Annotated in this window: 16 protein-coding genes; all 16 read right to left on the bottom strand. The window is 39.7% G+C overall.

Features of this window, described 5'->3' with window-relative positions; all coding sequences use genetic code 11:
• Positions 1–46 precede the first annotated feature (46 nt).
• The 16 genes from B4U37_RS10105 to B4U37_RS10030 all read right to left on the bottom strand — a co-directional run bounded on the left by B4U37_RS10105 (position 47) and on the right by B4U37_RS10030 (position 14303).
• Complete coding sequence (locus B4U37_RS10105; protein ID WP_088018117.1) at positions 47–523, bottom strand: hypothetical protein; 477 nt, start codon at positions 521–523, stop codon at positions 47–49.
• A gap of 66 nt (positions 524–589) precedes the next feature.
• Positions 590–1354, bottom strand: a complete 765-nt coding sequence (locus tag B4U37_RS10100; protein WP_088018116.1) for a FliA/WhiG family RNA polymerase sigma factor — start codon at positions 1352–1354, stop codon at positions 590–592.
• A 37-nt stretch (positions 1355–1391) separates the two neighbouring features.
• On the bottom strand, positions 1392–1892 hold the full coding sequence (locus tag B4U37_RS10095) for a chemotaxis protein CheD (protein WP_088018115.1): 501 nt from the start codon (positions 1890–1892) through the stop codon (positions 1392–1394).
• Positions 1892–2518 carry a chemotaxis protein CheC gene (locus B4U37_RS10090; protein ID WP_010193350.1) on the bottom strand — a complete coding sequence of 209 codons (627 nt, stop codon included), beginning with the start codon at positions 2516–2518 and terminating at the stop codon, positions 1892–1894. Before B4U37_RS10090 ends, B4U37_RS10095 begins: the two co-directional genes overlap by 1 nt.
• 10 nt (positions 2519–2528) lie before the next feature.
• The gene (locus tag B4U37_RS10085) at positions 2529–2978 is read right to left on the bottom strand and encodes a chemotaxis protein CheW (RefSeq protein WP_088018114.1); all 450 of its coding nucleotides are present in this window, start codon (positions 2976–2978) and stop codon (positions 2529–2531) included.
• Positions 2979–3217: 239 nt separating this feature from the next.
• The gene (locus B4U37_RS10080) at positions 3218–5251 is read right to left on the bottom strand and encodes a chemotaxis protein CheA (protein ID WP_088018113.1); all 2034 of its coding nucleotides are present in this window, start codon (positions 5249–5251) and stop codon (positions 3218–3220) included.
• An 11-nt stretch (positions 5252–5262) separates the two neighbouring features.
• On the bottom strand, positions 5263–6342 hold the full coding sequence (locus B4U37_RS10075) for a protein-glutamate methylesterase/protein-glutamine glutaminase (RefSeq protein ID WP_010193356.1): 1080 nt from the start codon (positions 6340–6342) through the stop codon (positions 5263–5265).
• 25 nt (positions 6343–6367) lie between these two features.
• Entirely contained in the window at positions 6368–7249 is an 882-nt protein-coding gene (locus B4U37_RS10070) for a MinD/ParA family protein (RefSeq protein WP_088018112.1), read from the bottom strand.
• A complete protein-coding gene (gene flhF, locus B4U37_RS10065; protein WP_157663762.1) occupies positions 7246–8385 on the bottom strand; it encodes a flagellar biosynthesis GTPase FlhF in 1140 nt (379 codons plus the stop codon). Before flhF ends, B4U37_RS10070 begins: the two co-directional genes overlap by 4 nt.
• Positions 8386–8387: 2 nt before the next feature.
• A complete protein-coding gene (gene flhA / locus B4U37_RS10060; protein ID WP_010193363.1) occupies positions 8388–10427 on the bottom strand; it encodes a flagellar biosynthesis protein FlhA in 2040 nt (679 codons plus the stop codon).
• Between the two features lie 30 nt (positions 10428–10457).
• Positions 10458–11546, bottom strand: a complete 1089-nt coding sequence (flhB, locus tag B4U37_RS10055; RefSeq protein ID WP_088018110.1) for a flagellar biosynthesis protein FlhB — start codon at positions 11544–11546, stop codon at positions 10458–10460.
• Positions 11547–12323, bottom strand: a complete 777-nt coding sequence (gene fliR / locus B4U37_RS10050) for a flagellar biosynthetic protein FliR (RefSeq protein WP_010193365.1) — start codon at positions 12321–12323, stop codon at positions 11547–11549.
• 4 nt (positions 12324–12327) lie between these two features.
• The gene (gene fliQ / locus B4U37_RS10045) at positions 12328–12597 is read right to left on the bottom strand and encodes a flagellar biosynthesis protein FliQ (protein WP_010193366.1); all 270 of its coding nucleotides are present in this window, start codon (positions 12595–12597) and stop codon (positions 12328–12330) included.
• Between the two features lie 13 nt (positions 12598–12610).
• On the bottom strand, positions 12611–13276 hold the full coding sequence (gene fliP / locus B4U37_RS10040; RefSeq protein ID WP_088018109.1) for a flagellar type III secretion system pore protein FliP: 666 nt from the start codon (positions 13274–13276) through the stop codon (positions 12611–12613).
• Entirely contained in the window at positions 13273–13938 is a 666-nt protein-coding gene (locus tag B4U37_RS10035; RefSeq protein ID WP_157663761.1) for a flagellar biosynthetic protein FliO, read from the bottom strand. The genes fliP and B4U37_RS10035 overlap by 4 nt, the downstream gene beginning before the upstream one ends.
• A 2-nt stretch (positions 13939–13940) precedes the next feature.
• Positions 13941–14303 (bottom strand): response regulator, encoded by a 363-nt coding sequence (locus B4U37_RS10030; RefSeq protein WP_010193369.1) that lies wholly within the window; start codon positions 14301–14303, stop codon positions 13941–13943.
• Between the last annotated feature and the right edge of the window lie 6 nt (positions 14304–14309).

The raw sequence follows: 14309 nt of genomic DNA, 5'->3' as shown, positions 1-14309 counted from the left end.
ATAAATATATCATAATCACTTTTGACAATCAAGTTTTAAATAGGTTTCATTGTCGAAATTTCAAAAGTAATTCTATTTCTGTTTTCCCTTTGTTAAGTTTTTTGGCAATTTCAGAAGAAGTGAGCCCATTTTCACTTAAATGTTTTACCTGATCTTTGAAGTTCCATTCCTCAAATGGTTTCTCTGCGATCAACGTTTCTTTATGATCTTCCCGAACGTTTTCTTGCATTAATAATTCCTTTAAATCTGCCTCCGTAAGCGCATCTTCCCTAGCATCAAAGCTTTCTTGTTTGTCTGAATGGGATATATCATGATTTGAATTGGACAGTTTTTGTAAAAAGGAATTGTTTTCTTCTTTTAGTTCTAATACATAGCTTGTGATGGTGTCCTCTGCCTCTTGAATCAAAGTACGATACTCTTGTTCTAATTGTTGAACTCTGGATAGCTTGATGAAAAGTAAAATAATAAAAAAAATCACAAGAAGAATGAGTGCGAAATTTACAATAGTAAAAATTATTAACATGTCTTCACAACCCTTTTATCATTTGCCTGCTGTCCACATTGGAAAGCAGGCGGCCATACACGCGTGTTACAACATAGGATTTAATTGTTTTCTTAGTTTGAAAATTGCCTTGGAATGTATTTGGGAAATACGGGATGTTGTAAGTCCCAACACTTGCCCAATCTCTGTCAAAGTAAGCTCTTCTTTATAAAATAAGCTAATAACAATTTGTTCATTTTCAGTCAGATTCTCAATCTGTTCGCCTAGAAGTTGAATGAGTTCCGACTTTATTAACTCTTCCTCTGGAGAAATAACCTTTTCGTCTTTAAGAACATATGCACCATGCGATTGTTCATCGTTTTCTTTTGGCATCTCATCCATGGAAAGTATGTTCGAATAAAAGACTTCATGCATGACGGTGGAGACTTCTTCCTCCGGCATATCAAGATGTGCTGCAACTTCCTCCACTGTGGCATTCCTCATCAGTTTCTGTTCTAGTTTTTCTAAAGTGGACTCGATTCTCTTTGCCTTTTCCCTTACACTTCTTGGGAGCCAGTCCTCTTTTCGTAAACCATCTATAATAGATCCTCTGATTCTGAAAGAAGCATATGTATCAAACTTCAAATCCCTTGACGGATCAAATTTTTCAATTGCATCAAACAGTCCCACAAATGCCAGGCTCTTTAATTCTTCCCTTTTCACACTTTTAGGCAGACCGGTTGAAATTCGCTGGACATGGTAATGGACAAGTGGCATATATTTTTTCACTAGGAAGTCCCCTGCATCGGGATCTTTTTTTGTTTTCCAAAGATCCCAATAGGCGGAATCCTTATTTGAAGTTGAAGTAGTCATGGCTTTCCTCCTTATATACTCCTAAGACCGAAAGCGGTTAAATGTAACATACTCCTTTATTAACGGTTTTTATCATTAATTTCCCGTTTTCAGGATTAAATTCAATGGTTCTTCCATTGTTTCCTCCACAGTCCTCACTGATTAATGGAATATGTAAGGCGGCAAGCTTCTCCTTTACCGCTTCTACATTTCTTGGTCCTATCCTCATCATGTCAGTTCCAGAACTGCTGAACTGGAACATCTGTGCTCCGCCTGCAATCTTGGCTTTCATGCTGTAAGATTTGATTCCTTTTAAAAAAAGGTTTTCAACTAGATGCAAAATTCCTGTATCCGCATATTTATCTTCATTGAAAGGTGACTGTCTCGTCAGACTCGAATCTGGAAGCATGATATGGACCATTCCGGCAATCTTGGTAGAAGTATCATAAATAACAACCCCTACACATGAACCAAGTCCACAAGTTCGAATCAGTTGAGGAGATTTCACTATTCCCATTTCCGCAATTCCGACTTTAACGACTGAATCTACGCTCGTCATTATTTTTCACCCAAAGCAGCCAATATTTTTTCAAATGAATCTGGATAGGGGATTAGGAAAAAATGGCCTTTCGTCTTCTCTATCTGGTTATCTGTTGTTTCTGTCAATTCTGTATCGATGAAAATGGAGTGATCACTGACTTGGGATATTTCCAAAAGTCCAGTTACGACAATCGCGCCTACCATATCAATGGTGACTTGCGGTACAGAAGGTGTGACCGCAAGCCCTATACACTCAGATAGCGCTGTTAAATAGTGGGCAGAAATTATATTCCCTAGTTCTTGTAAGGCGGATAAACCAAGTTCATGTGAGGGAAGTTCCTCTACACTTATTTTCTTCTCAGGAATAAGTTGGTTAATCAGCTTCGTTGCATCATCTAATGATAAAACAAAGAATAAGCTTCCTGATAATTCACCTTCCATTCTAAGAAAAACAGCTGCGACAGGTCTGTCTGAGCCTCCCATCAAGTCCATCATCTCATTAAAAGAGACAATTTTTGCTAGTGGGACATTCATGTGTATCTCTTTATTAAGAAGCTGGGATAATGCCGTTGCTGCATTGCCTGCCCCTATGTTTCCCAACTCTTTTAATAAATCTAACTCATTTAATTTATCTTCATTGTTCATCTGTATGGCCTCAATCCTTGGATTGATCTAGCTGCAGGATTTCATTTAGGTCTAAACATACGAAAAGCCTTTTATCAATTTTCACTACACCTTGGACATATTTATTTTCTAAAGAGCCTACAACTTCCGGAGCGGGTTCTATTTGGTCCTCTGTAATATCGACTACGTCATTGGCCGCATCTACAATAAATCCTACTTCATGCTCGTCCACTACGGTAATGATGATACGAGACGCATCTGTTTTTCTTTTTTCCTCAATGTCGAACCTTGCTCGCAAGTCCACAATTGGTGTGATGACGCCCCTTAGGTTGATGACTCCTTTTATATGAGGAGGGACGTTGGGAACACGTGTGATCGGCAGTAGTTTTTCAATGGAACGTACTTGTTGGACAGGTATGGCGTATTCTTCTTTTTGAAGTTCGAATACTATTAGCTTTAATTTCTTTTCTGTTGCTTCCATAAATGTTACCTCCTGTTCATATTTAATAAATGGTATCGTTTGATACTGCTGTTGATTTCCGCAAATGGCTTCGCTTTCCTAGGGGCTGACGAGAGCCTCCTCGGCAAGCCTGCGGGGTCTCCACCTAGCGCTATCTCCCTCAGGACAAGGAAGGCTACGGCAGCGAAACATCGCACGAAGAAAATGCGTAGCATTTTCGAGGAGTCTTCGCCTTTTGCTCCAATCAACAGCTAGGGTCTTTATTTAATTAAAGCATTACAGTCTACGATTAGTGCTACTTGGCCGTCTCCGAGGATGGTTGCTCCGCTGATTGCAAAGGTAGAGTTCAGGTATTGTCCTAGTCCCTTAAGAACGACCTCTTGTTGTCCTATGAAGGAATCAACCACTAATGCGGCAATTTTTTCACCTTTTTTCACCAAGACAAGTGAATAAAAGTCTGGAGGTTCTACTTGCTGCTTATGAACCTCGAATACTTTTTCCAAGTAGACTACAGGTACAATTTTACCCCTGAAATCAATGACTTCCTGGTTATGTGCCGTCAGGATTTCCTCTTTTTTTATAATGGCAGTCTCTATAATAGAAGATAAAGGAATCGCATATTTTTCGTTCTCAATTTCCGTTAATAAAACGGAGATGATGGAAAGTGTTAACGGTAGCTGGATGGAAAATGTTGTACCTGCTCCTTCAAGGGAATCAATGGTGATTTTCCCGCCTAACGACTCTATCGTATTTTTCACCACATCAAGTCCTACGCCGCGGCCGGATATGTCAGAAATTACTTCTGCTGTGGAAAAGCCGGAAGAAAGGATAAGTTGATACACTTCTTGTTCACTTAATCTTTCCCCTTCTTGTTGAGTAATGACACCCTTACTGATGGCTTTGTTAAGAACCTTTTCTTTCGAAATACCGGCACCATTATCCATGATCTCAATAAAAACATGATTTCCGCTATGATACGCTTTTAGCGTTATTTTGCCTTCTTCCGGCTTTCCATTACGACTTCTAATCTCCGGGATCTCAATGCCATGGTCTATGGCATTGCGCAATAAATGAACAAGAGGGTCTCCTATTTCATCCATCACGGTTCTATCAAGCTCTGTTTCCGCTCCTATAATTTCAATGTCCACCTTTTTCCCTAGATCTCTGGCCAATTGCCTTACCATTCTAGGAAAGCGGTTAAAGACTGTTTCTATTGGGACCATACGCATATTTAGGATAATATTTTGTAAATCATTAGAGATTCGGGACATTCTTTCCACAGTTTCAATTAATTCCTGCTCATTCAAATCCTTAGAGATTTGTTCTAATCTGCCTCTGTCTATGACAAGCTCTTCAAACAAGTTCATTAAACCGTCTAAACGATCAATGCTAACCCGGATTGTTTTATTGGATCCCGGGGTCCCCTTGACTGGAGTTGACTTCTCTTCCTTTTTTTCCAACACTGAGGTTGTTGGAGCCGCTTCTACTTGTGCTGAAGTTATTTCTTCTACAGCTGCTTCTACGGAACTTTCGCCGTCGAAAGTTACAAGAAGTTGTGTATCTAGCTTAATGACATTTACCTTTTCAAGCTCAGATACCTTCATTATCTTTTCTTTGATACTACTTACTTCTTCTTTTGAAACCATCGTAATTTGGAAACTATTTTCAAACTTCTCTTCTTCTAAGAGATCAACGGAAGGATTTGACTTGATGACTTCTCCCATCCCCTCCACCACTTCAAAAACCATGAACACTCTTGCTGCTTTTAATAGACAGTCTTGTCGAAGAGTGATTGTTACTTCATATGGTGTGTATCCCTGTTCCTCTGATTGTTGCAATATCGTAATCTCATAGGAATCATAAAAATGCTCTGGAGATTTTTGTTCCTTAGAGTTTGTGGGCAAGGAATATTCTTCCCCCTTCTCAATTTTAATAAGCAGGGCAACCACTTCTTTGACATCTTTCTTTCCATCTCCACCTTCTGAAATAGAAAGCACCATTTCCTCCAGGTATTCAACGGAACGAAATATAATATCTAACAGGTTGGTGGTAACATTTAATTTTTCATTACGAATAAGATCAAGAACATTTTCCATCTGATGGGTAAGGCTTGCCAGATCTTCATAACCCATTGTGGCAGACATGCCTTTGAGGGTATGCGCAGACCGGAAAATCTCATTAACAATCTCAATGTTGGCAGGGTGTTTCTCCAACTCTAATAGCTGATTATTGATAGTTTGTAAATGTTCTTTGCTCTCTTCAAGAAAAATATCTAAATATTGGTTTAAGTCCATTCATTGCACCCCTAAGACAAAATGTATTGGTTAATTCTCTTTGACATATCTTTTAGATGATGTACTTCATCTACCATACCTGAATGTATTGCGGCCCTTGGCATGCCATAAACGATACATGATTCTTCTGACTCAGCAAGTGCCACTGTTTCCGTTTTTCCATTTTCCTTTAATTGCTTTAATCCGGCTGTTCCATCATTCCCCATGCCCGTTAGGATCACAGCGATTTTTTGATAGGTTTCAAGATTCCCAATGGAACGGAATAATGTGTCTACAGAAGGACGGTGACCCCGAATAGGAGGGGCTTCATGAAGATGAATGAAGAGGCTTCCTGCACGCTTTATCACTTCCATATGAAAATCTCCCGGTGCGATATATGCGGTCCCCTTTTCCACTTTTTGATTATGTACAGCCTCAACTACTGTTATTTCGCAAATGGAGTTTAGTCTATTTGCAAGTGACTTGGTAAAATGTTTTGGCATATGCTGAACAATAAATAGTGGTGCAGGAAAAGATTTAGGAAGCGCCGTAAGAAGTGTTTGCAACGCACGTGGACCTCCAGTGGATGTTCCGATACAAACCACTGCATCACGCTTACCCGCCTTTTCCAATAGGTCTATTTTACTATAAAAACTCTGAGAGGAAAGTATTTCCTTCTCTTTTTTTATAGGTTGCTTGAAAAGAGAGATGTTTGATCTGGATGCAAGCAGAATTTTTTCGATTAGTTCCTCTTTCACTTTATGTATGTCAAGTGAAATGGCACCTGAGGGTTTGGCAACGAAATCTACTGCACCTTGTTCCATTGCAATGATCGTATTTAAGGAACCCTCTGTTGTTGTACTTGATAGCATAATAGTAGGAACCGGATGTTCTCTCATAATGACCTCTAGTGCCTGTAAGCCATTCATCTGTGGCATCTCTACATCCAACGTTATAACATCAGGAGAGTACTCTTTAATTTTCTCAATAGCTTCTTTTCCGTTTTTAGCAGTGGCTATTACCTCTATCTCAGGATGTTTTTCCAATAGATCGGATAATAGCTTTCGCATAAAAATGGAGTCATCTGTAATAAGTACTTTCACTTTGTTCATGCTAAACGCCTTCCTTCCCATAACGCTAACCGAACAGTCGTCGCAGCTTATGTATAAATGAGTTCGTTTTCTTGGTGGAATTAGTGTCCTGTCCACGTAAATAATTTGAAGCAATGTCTTGGACAGCACGACTTACATGACTGTTGGGAAATCTTAATGCAAATGGAGTTTGTTCCATCACAGCTAACGTCACATACTTATCGTCAGGTAACGACCCCAAATGGGAAAGGCTTCTGTTCAAGAATTTTCGAGAAACAGATTGTAGCCTTACAGCAGTATTTGTGGCATGTTTTGCACTTATCGCACGATTGACCACCAACTGAAAAGGTATATTTTGATCGTGGTTGTGGATAAATTTCATGGCAGAGTAAGCATCTGTCATTGCGGTAGGTTCGCATGTTGAAATCAAGATTATTTCGTTACAGGACAAGATTAATTGCAAACTTTCATTTGTAATCCCTGCTCCCATATCAAAAATAATGTAATCATATTGAATGGACAATCGTTGAAGCTGAGAGAGAAAATGATTTCTTTTTTGATCATCAAAATGAAATATATCTTTTAAGCCGGAACCACCGGCAATATATGATAATCCTTCTGGCCCTTTTTGAACAATCTCTTCTAATGGAAGGTTCCGTTCAAAAAGGTGCAGAATGCTGTATCTTTGCGTAACTCCCAGTAGAATGTCAATATTGGCCATCCCTATGTCCATATCAAAAAGTAAAACGTTATAGCCTTTTTTTTGCAGGGATAAGGAGAAGTTCAATGAGAAATTCGACTTGCCGACCCCACCTTTTCCGCTCATCACCGCAATGGCCCTTGCTTCTTGTCTTATGGCAGGGTCTTCTTGCGGACTTTCTTTTGATCTTTTCACTTGTTCCCTTAAAGCTCTTGCCTGATCATTCATTCCCCAATTTCCTCCATGATCGTGCGAACCATCAGTTCTTTCGTGAACGGAATAAGGTCCTCAGGAACATTTTGGCCATCTGTTACAAACGCAGCACCTTTTTGATACGTTCTGGATATCTCGTACATCGAACCAATCGAGGTTGTTTCGTCTTTTTTAGTAAAAATGAATTGATGGATTCCCACATTCCAAAACTGGTCCGTTATTTTTTTCATATCAGACATTTTGGAAGTAAGGGATAAAACCAAGAAAGTCGTCATTTCCTCTTTAAAATCCAGTACTTCCTTCAATTCTTCTACAAATCGTTCGTTTAGAAAATTTCTTCCAGCTGTATCGATAAAGACGACATCCAAATGGGACAGCTTGTTTTTAGCTGCCAAAAAGTCCTCGGCGGAATAACAAACTTCAATTGGTGCATCTAGAATGCTTGCGTACGTTTTTAATTGTTCGATTGCAGCGATACGGTAAGTATCTGTTGTAATGAAACCGATTGATTTCCCCTTTTTAAGGGATGCGTCGGCAGCAAGCTTTGCCAATGTTGTTGTTTTACCGACTCCTGTTGGGCCTACTAGACAGATAAACTTCTTTTCGTAAGAATCTTGAACAAAAGATACCTCTTCTAAAGACTGAAGCACTTCCGTTTCCAACAGTTTCAACAAAGATTTATCTGTCATTGTTTTATTTTCCAGCCATTTTTCATAAATGATTTCCATTATCTCTTCTACATGGAGGGTGCTAATTTCACTTTTTAAGAGCTTTTCTTCCAAATGGAAGAAAAAATCCGGCAACGATGGGTCCCTTTGCTTTTCTTGGGTTAAGCTTTTCATCATTTTCTTCATTTCTTGTATGCTGTCAAAAAGTTTATCTTGCTCTAGTCTTGAGGCTGCTGGAGTAGAGATTTTTTGCTTGGAATCTGAAATTCCCTCAGGTTGAATTGGGATATTTTTTGTTTTCAGCGTCTGGTCAGATAAATCTTCATCCACTGCTGCTATCACTTCCACTCCCTTTTTGGAAAGGAGCCCAAAAAATCTTGATGTTTTAACTGCTTTGGAATTAAGGATGACCGCATCATCTCCCAATTCAAGCCGGACCAGTTGCATAGCTTGTTGCATATTCTCGGCCTTATATTTTTTCACTTTCATCCTTCCACATTCACCACCCCGATGCTTTGTACTTCTATGCTTGCTTCCAATTCGTTATAAGACAGAACAGGTACTTGCGGTAAATATCGATCTAGCATTTGCTTCACATACATCCTGACAGCCGGAGAGCATAATAGGATCGGTGATTGCTCATAAACAGAGAACTGTTCCATCTGCTCGCCAACCTTTTGGACAATTTCCATTGATACATTTGGGTCAAGGGATAAGAAGTTGCCATGTTCTGTTTGTTGAATGTGATCAGCAATCAGTTTTTCCACCCTGCCTGCCAATGTAACGACCTTAAACGTCTCATTTCCAACGGCATATTGATTGGTTATCTGTTTACTTAGTGCTTGTCTTACATACTCTGTCAGAAGGTCTGTGTCTGCTGACATCTTCCCGTAATCTGCCAACGTTTCAAAAATAATAGGCAGGTTCCTAATCGATACGTTTTCTTTAAGAAGTTTGGCAAGGACTTTTTGAACATCCCCAATGGAAAGTGGCGAAGGTGTTACCTCTTCCACTAAAATTGGCGTACTTTCTTTCAAATGATCGACAAGTTGTTTTGTTTCCTGCCTACCAAGAAGTTCGTAAGCATGTTGTTTCATTTTTTCTGTAATATGTGTTGATACCACTGAAGGAGGATCTACAACGGTATAGCCATACATTTCTGCTTCATCCTTCATATCCTCGCTTATCCATTTTGCTGGGAGACCAAAGGAAGGTTCTATCGTATCAATTCCTTCAATGCTGTCTTCATCCATTCCTGGGCTCATAGCAAGGTAGTGATCAAGCAATAGCTCGCCTTTTGCGACTTCATTTCCTTTGATTTTTAAACGGTATTCGTTGGGTTGCAGCTGAATATTATCCCGGATGCGAACAACAGGGATGACTAACCCAAGCTCAAGTGCTAGTTGGCGTCTTATCATGACTATCCTATCTAGCAAGTCTCCCCCCTGCTTGGAATCTGCCAATGGAATCAATCCATAACCGAATTCAAATTCTACCGGGTCGACAGATAAAAGGTTGACCACACTGTCAGGACTCCTCAATTCATCTGTCACTACTTCCTCTTCCGTTTCCTCTTCCACGACAATGTCTGCTTTTTGCTTTTGGCTTATCATATAGCCACCTACGATGATAAGAGACGCAATTGGTGCTGTTAATAACGGACCAATCGGAGTAGCAATACCAAGAAGGAGAATGGTGGTTCCAGCAACATAAAGCATCTGCGGATAGGCAAACAACTGTTTCGTAATATCTCCACCAAGATTCCCCTCAGATGCCGCCCTTGTAACCACGATACCTGTAGCAGTTGCTATCAGCAGGGCAGGAATTTGAGATACAATTCCATCCCCTACCGTTAGAAGCGTAAATTTTTGAGCAGATTCAGCAAAACTCAATCCCATCTGAGCCATCCCGATAACAATACCGAAGATTACATTGATGAATACGATGATAATCCCTGCTATGGCGTCACCTTTCACAAACTTACTGGCCCCGTCCATCGCTCCGTAGAAGTCTGCTTCTTTTGCTATTTTTTCACGTCTCTCTTTTGCTGCTTGTTCAGAAATCATTCCTGCGTTCAGGTCTGCGTCAATACTCATTTGTTTCCCTGGCATTGCATCCAATGTAAAACGTGCAGCCACCTCTGAGACACGTTCTGCACCTTTCGTAATAACAACAAACTGTATAACCACCAAAATGATAAATACAACAAGTCCAACGACCACATTGCCACCTACCACGAATGTTCCAAACGTTTCTACAACAGTACCCGCAGTACCTTCACTCAGAATGGATCTTGTCGTAGAAACGTTTAGACCTAACCTGTATAGTGTTAGTAATAAAAGCAAGGACGGAAATATGGAGAATTGCAACGGCTCTTGAATATTCATGGTTGTTAATAGGACAATTAGAGCAAGGGAGATATTAATAATGATAAAAATACTTAGCATCCATGGATAAAAAGGAATAATTAACATGGCAATAATCAAAATGACACTAAGTAATACGGATAAATCTTTAGCTGACATGAACTTCTATCTCTCCTTTTCTTTCAACCATCATTTCACTTGATTTTGTAATCGATAAACATATGCCAGAATCTCCGCTACTGCCTGAAAAAATTCTTCAGGGATGGCATCTCCTATTTCAGCCTGGCTATAAAGTGACCTTGCCAGCGGTTTATTTTCCACTGTGACAATGTTATGCTCTTTTGCTTTCTCTTTAATCTTTTTAGCGACATAATCCACGCCTTTAGCAAGAACAATCGGCGCATCACCTTTTGATTCATCATATTTCAATGCAATCGCATAATGGGTCGGATTTGTAATGATGACATCTGCCTGAGGAACCTCTTGCATCATCCTCTGCATCGCCATTTCGCGTTGTTTTTGCTTGATTTTTGATTTAATAAGCGGGTCACCTTCCGCTTTTTTATACTCATCTTTTACATCATGCTTAGACATTCGGATGTTTTTTTCATAATCATACTTTTGATATAAATAATCGAAAATGGATAAAAACAGCAACGCTCCTCCTGCAAACAAACCCATTCTCACGGTCAAGGTCCCCAAGAAGGCAAACGCATCATGTAAATTCTTTTGAGAAAGAATCAGCACTTCTTCTAAACTCATCCACAAAATAGAAAAAGTTATGATCCCTACAAAAACAATTTTCAGCATGGACTTAACGAATTCGACTATGGCGCGAACGGAATAAATCCGTTTGAATCCTTGTATTGGATCCAACTTATTGAGTTTCATATGTATCGCTTCTGTCGAGAATAATGGACCTACTTGTAGATAATTTGCTATGACTGCTCCAAGAAGAGCAGCTAGCATAATTGGTCCGATGATCCAGATCAATTGCATAATCAACTCCAGAAATATCATATGAACTTTTTGGACAGTCACTTCCTCGAGCAGATAAACACGGAAGGAATGCTCAAACAGCTTCAATACTTCTTCCTTCATCCAAGGGCCGATAGCAAACAGACATAAGAAAACTGCAATTAATACGAAGGAAGTATTTACATCTGCACTTTTGGCAACCTGCCCTTTTTTCCTTGTATCCTGCTTCTTTTTCGGTGTAGCTTTCTCCGTCTTTTCACCACTGAAATATTGCAGGTCTAACCTAACCCAATTTGTCATCTAGATACCTCCAAGCAATTCCAATAAGCCTCTCATGGTATAAAGCATGAGTTCAAAAAGCTTATAAAACAGGGTGAAAAGGATGGTGAGAGAGAATATGATCGTAATAAAACTTACCCCTATCTTCAAAGGAAGACCTACCACAAAAACATTAAGCTGCGGCACTGTCCTAGCGACAATCCCTAGCGCCACATCCACTAAAAATAGTACACCGACTATTGGAATGGCTAGTTGCAACGCTATGACAAACATGGTGTTGATTGTTTTGAGCACAAACTCAAATACTTGTGCTTCCCCAAGTGGTATCCATGCCTGCGTAACTGCTATCATTTCATAGCTGTAAAAGATGCCATCCATCATTAAGTGGTGCCCGTTAACAGCCAAAAGAAGCAGCAAGGCGAATGTATAAAAGAATTGGCCCATGATTGGACTCTGTATGCCTGTCTGCGGATCAATGACATTGGCAATCGCAAATCCCATTTGGAAGTCGATGAATCCCCCTGCAATTTGAATGGCAGATAAGACCATATATGCGACCAGACCTATCAAAAGCCCTACCATCAACTCTTTTATTACCAACAAAATATATGTCCCATCAATCCCTATAATCGGGAGGTCCAACGAAAAGGACATAACAAGTGCAAAGAAAAATCCGAGACCCACTTTAAAAGTGGAAGGTACATTCCGATAAGAAAAGAGTGGCAGGGTGACAAAGAATGCCGTCACTCTTGTCAAAACCAATAAAAATGCTGGAAAATAGTTCACCCATTCTAGCATGGGACTAACTCACATACCGGTGAATATTATTGAAGATTTCCAAAGCATAGGAAAGCATGTTGGACAGCATCCACGGACCAAAAACAACCAACCCCACCAATACCGCTACAATTTTCGGTATAAAAGCCAGTGTTTGCTCTTGGATCTGGGTTGTTGCTTGAAAGATACTTACAATTAAGCCCACGACTAAAGCCAATATCAGAAGAGGTGCGCTAATTAATAGAATCGTATAAACTCCTCTTTCTGCCATAGATATTACAAATTCCGGGCTCATTTTTACACCTCATTCAAAATGTTTGCAATAAAGATTTCACGATTAAATACCAACCGTCCACAAGGACGAACAATAAAATCTTGAACGGCAAAGAAATCATAACAGGCGGCAACATCATCATCCCCATACTCATCAAAACACTTGCGACAACCATGTCAATGACTAGGAAGGGAATAAAGATCATAAAGCCAATCTGAAAGGCGGTTTTTAATTCACTGATGGCAAAAGCCGGTACAAGAACGGTAAGCGGTATATCTTCAATGCTCTCAGGTCTTTCCATTCCTGCATAATCGATAAATAATGCCAGGTCCTTTTGTCTAGTATGTTTGCTCATGAATTCCTTTAAAGGAATGCTCGCTTTTTCATACGCCTCATCAAGCGTTATTTCTTCGTTGAAAAGAGGCTGAAGAGCCTGATCGTTCACTTGTGAAAATGTTGGTGCCATAATAAAAAATGTCAAAAACAATGCAAGGCCTATTAAAACTTGGTTTGGCGGCATTGATTGGGTGGCAAGGGATGTTCGGACAAACGATAACACAATAATTATCCTCGTAAAACTAGTCATCAAAATAAGTATCGCTGGTGCTAAAGAGAAAACAGTCAGTAATAATAATAGTTGCACGGATGTGGAGACAGTCGACGCTTCATTCCCGCTAAATAGTCCCATGAATTCCGTCATTGCCCATACTCCTTTTTATCATCCATTTCAGTCAACTTCTTTTTCCGATCTTTAGATAATTGACCTAATTGATCTTGTAAAAGAGAGGAAAAGCTTGATTTGCTGTTTGTTTTCTTTATTCCTTTGAACTTTTCCACCATACTTGACAACTTATCGGAATTAATTGTCATATTCTCAGAACGGTCTCTGTAAGACTGAATAAGTTGTTCACGTTCTTGTTCATCTGTTATTTCTTTCAGCAGATTGATGGAGTCTCCCACCCCGACAACCAACACACTGTTTCCAACTTTCACAAGTTGAAGAGATTTGTTGTTTCCGAGGTTTGTCCCACCAATGTTTTCAACCGACCGTCCACTATCTAACTTGTTTCTGCTATTGATTAGTTTCAACGCTCCATAGAGCAGTGCCAATACAAATAACAGAGCGAATATCATTTTAATAAAATCAAAAAAGGAGACAGATGGCGGCTTTTGCTCCAAAATATCCTGTTCACCTTCAGAAGGAGTGTTCAGTTCTCCTTCTGTTTGATCAGCTTTTTGTTTGTCTAATTCGTTTTTTACACTATTTTCTAAACCGGCCGCAAAGCCTGTCATCGGCAGTGAAAATAGAAGAGCCACCACTAGTAAACTACGTAAAATCTTGTTGGCATACAAAACAGACACCTCTATGAAAGAGTTTTGTGGATAGCTTCAATCACTCGATCCGCCTGGAAAGGTTTTACGATGAAGTCTTTCGCACCCGCCTGGATTGCATCAATGACCATTGCTTGTTGCCCCATTGCAGAACACATGATTACTTTTGCATTTGGATTGATCGCTTTGATTTCTTTAAGGGCAGTGATTCCATCCATTTCAGGCATAGTGATATCCATAGTAACTAGGTCTGGGTGGTGTTCTTTGTATTTTTCCACCGCTTGCACGCCATCCGCTGCTTCACCCACAACGTCATAGCCGTTTTTCGTCAGGATATCTTTTATCATCATTCTCATAAATGCCGCATCATCCACAATTAAAATTCTTTTACTCATGTTATT

The sequence above is a fragment of the Sutcliffiella horikoshii genome (assembly GCF_002157855.1).
Taxonomy (GTDB): domain Bacteria; phylum Bacillota; class Bacilli; order Bacillales; family Bacillaceae_I; genus Sutcliffiella_A; species Sutcliffiella_A horikoshii_C.
This window is presented reverse-complemented; position numbering and strand designations above follow the sequence as displayed.

What these genes read in the sequence shown, in the direction of transcription:
- B4U37_RS10080 (WP_088018113.1), bottom strand. Translation starts at nt 5,251, where the DNA reads ATGGACTTAAACCAATATTTAGATATTTTTCTTGAAGAGAGCAAAGAA.
- B4U37_RS10090 (WP_010193350.1), bottom strand. Translation starts at nt 2,518, where the DNA reads ATGAACAATGAAGATAAATTAAATGAGTTAGATTTATTAAAAGAGTTG.
- fliQ (WP_010193366.1), bottom strand. Translation starts at nt 12,597, where the DNA reads ATGAGCCCGGAATTTGTAATATCTATGGCAGAAAGAGGAGTTTATACG.
- fliP (WP_088018109.1), bottom strand. Translation starts at nt 13,276, where the DNA reads ATGACGGAATTCATGGGACTATTTAGCGGGAATGAAGCGTCGACTGTC.
- B4U37_RS10070 (WP_088018112.1), bottom strand. Translation starts at nt 7,249, where the DNA reads ATGAATGATCAGGCAAGAGCTTTAAGGGAACAAGTGAAAAGATCAAAA.
- B4U37_RS10105 (WP_088018117.1), bottom strand. Translation starts at nt 523, where the DNA reads ATGTTAATAATTTTTACTATTGTAAATTTCGCACTCATTCTTCTTGTG.
- B4U37_RS10075 (WP_010193356.1), bottom strand. Translation starts at nt 6,342, where the DNA reads ATGAACAAAGTGAAAGTACTTATTACAGATGACTCCATTTTTATGCGA.
- B4U37_RS10030 (WP_010193369.1), bottom strand. Translation starts at nt 14,303, where the DNA reads ATGAGTAAAAGAATTTTAATTGTGGATGATGCGGCATTTATGAGAATG.
- B4U37_RS10095 (WP_088018115.1), bottom strand. Translation starts at nt 1,892, where the DNA reads ATGACGAGCGTAGATTCAGTCGTTAAAGTCGGAATTGCGGAAATGGGA.
- B4U37_RS10100 (WP_088018116.1), bottom strand. Translation starts at nt 1,354, where the DNA reads ATGACTACTTCAACTTCAAATAAGGATTCCGCCTATTGGGATCTTTGG.
- B4U37_RS10085 (WP_088018114.1), bottom strand. Translation starts at nt 2,978, where the DNA reads ATGGAAGCAACAGAAAAGAAATTAAAGCTAATAGTATTCGAACTTCAA.
- flhB (WP_088018110.1), bottom strand. Translation starts at nt 11,546, where the DNA reads ATGACAAATTGGGTTAGGTTAGACCTGCAATATTTCAGTGGTGAAAAG.
- fliR (WP_010193365.1), bottom strand. Translation starts at nt 12,323, where the DNA reads ATGCTAGAATGGGTGAACTATTTTCCAGCATTTTTATTGGTTTTGACA.
- flhA (WP_010193363.1), bottom strand. Translation starts at nt 10,427, where the DNA reads ATGTCAGCTAAAGATTTATCCGTATTACTTAGTGTCATTTTGATTATT.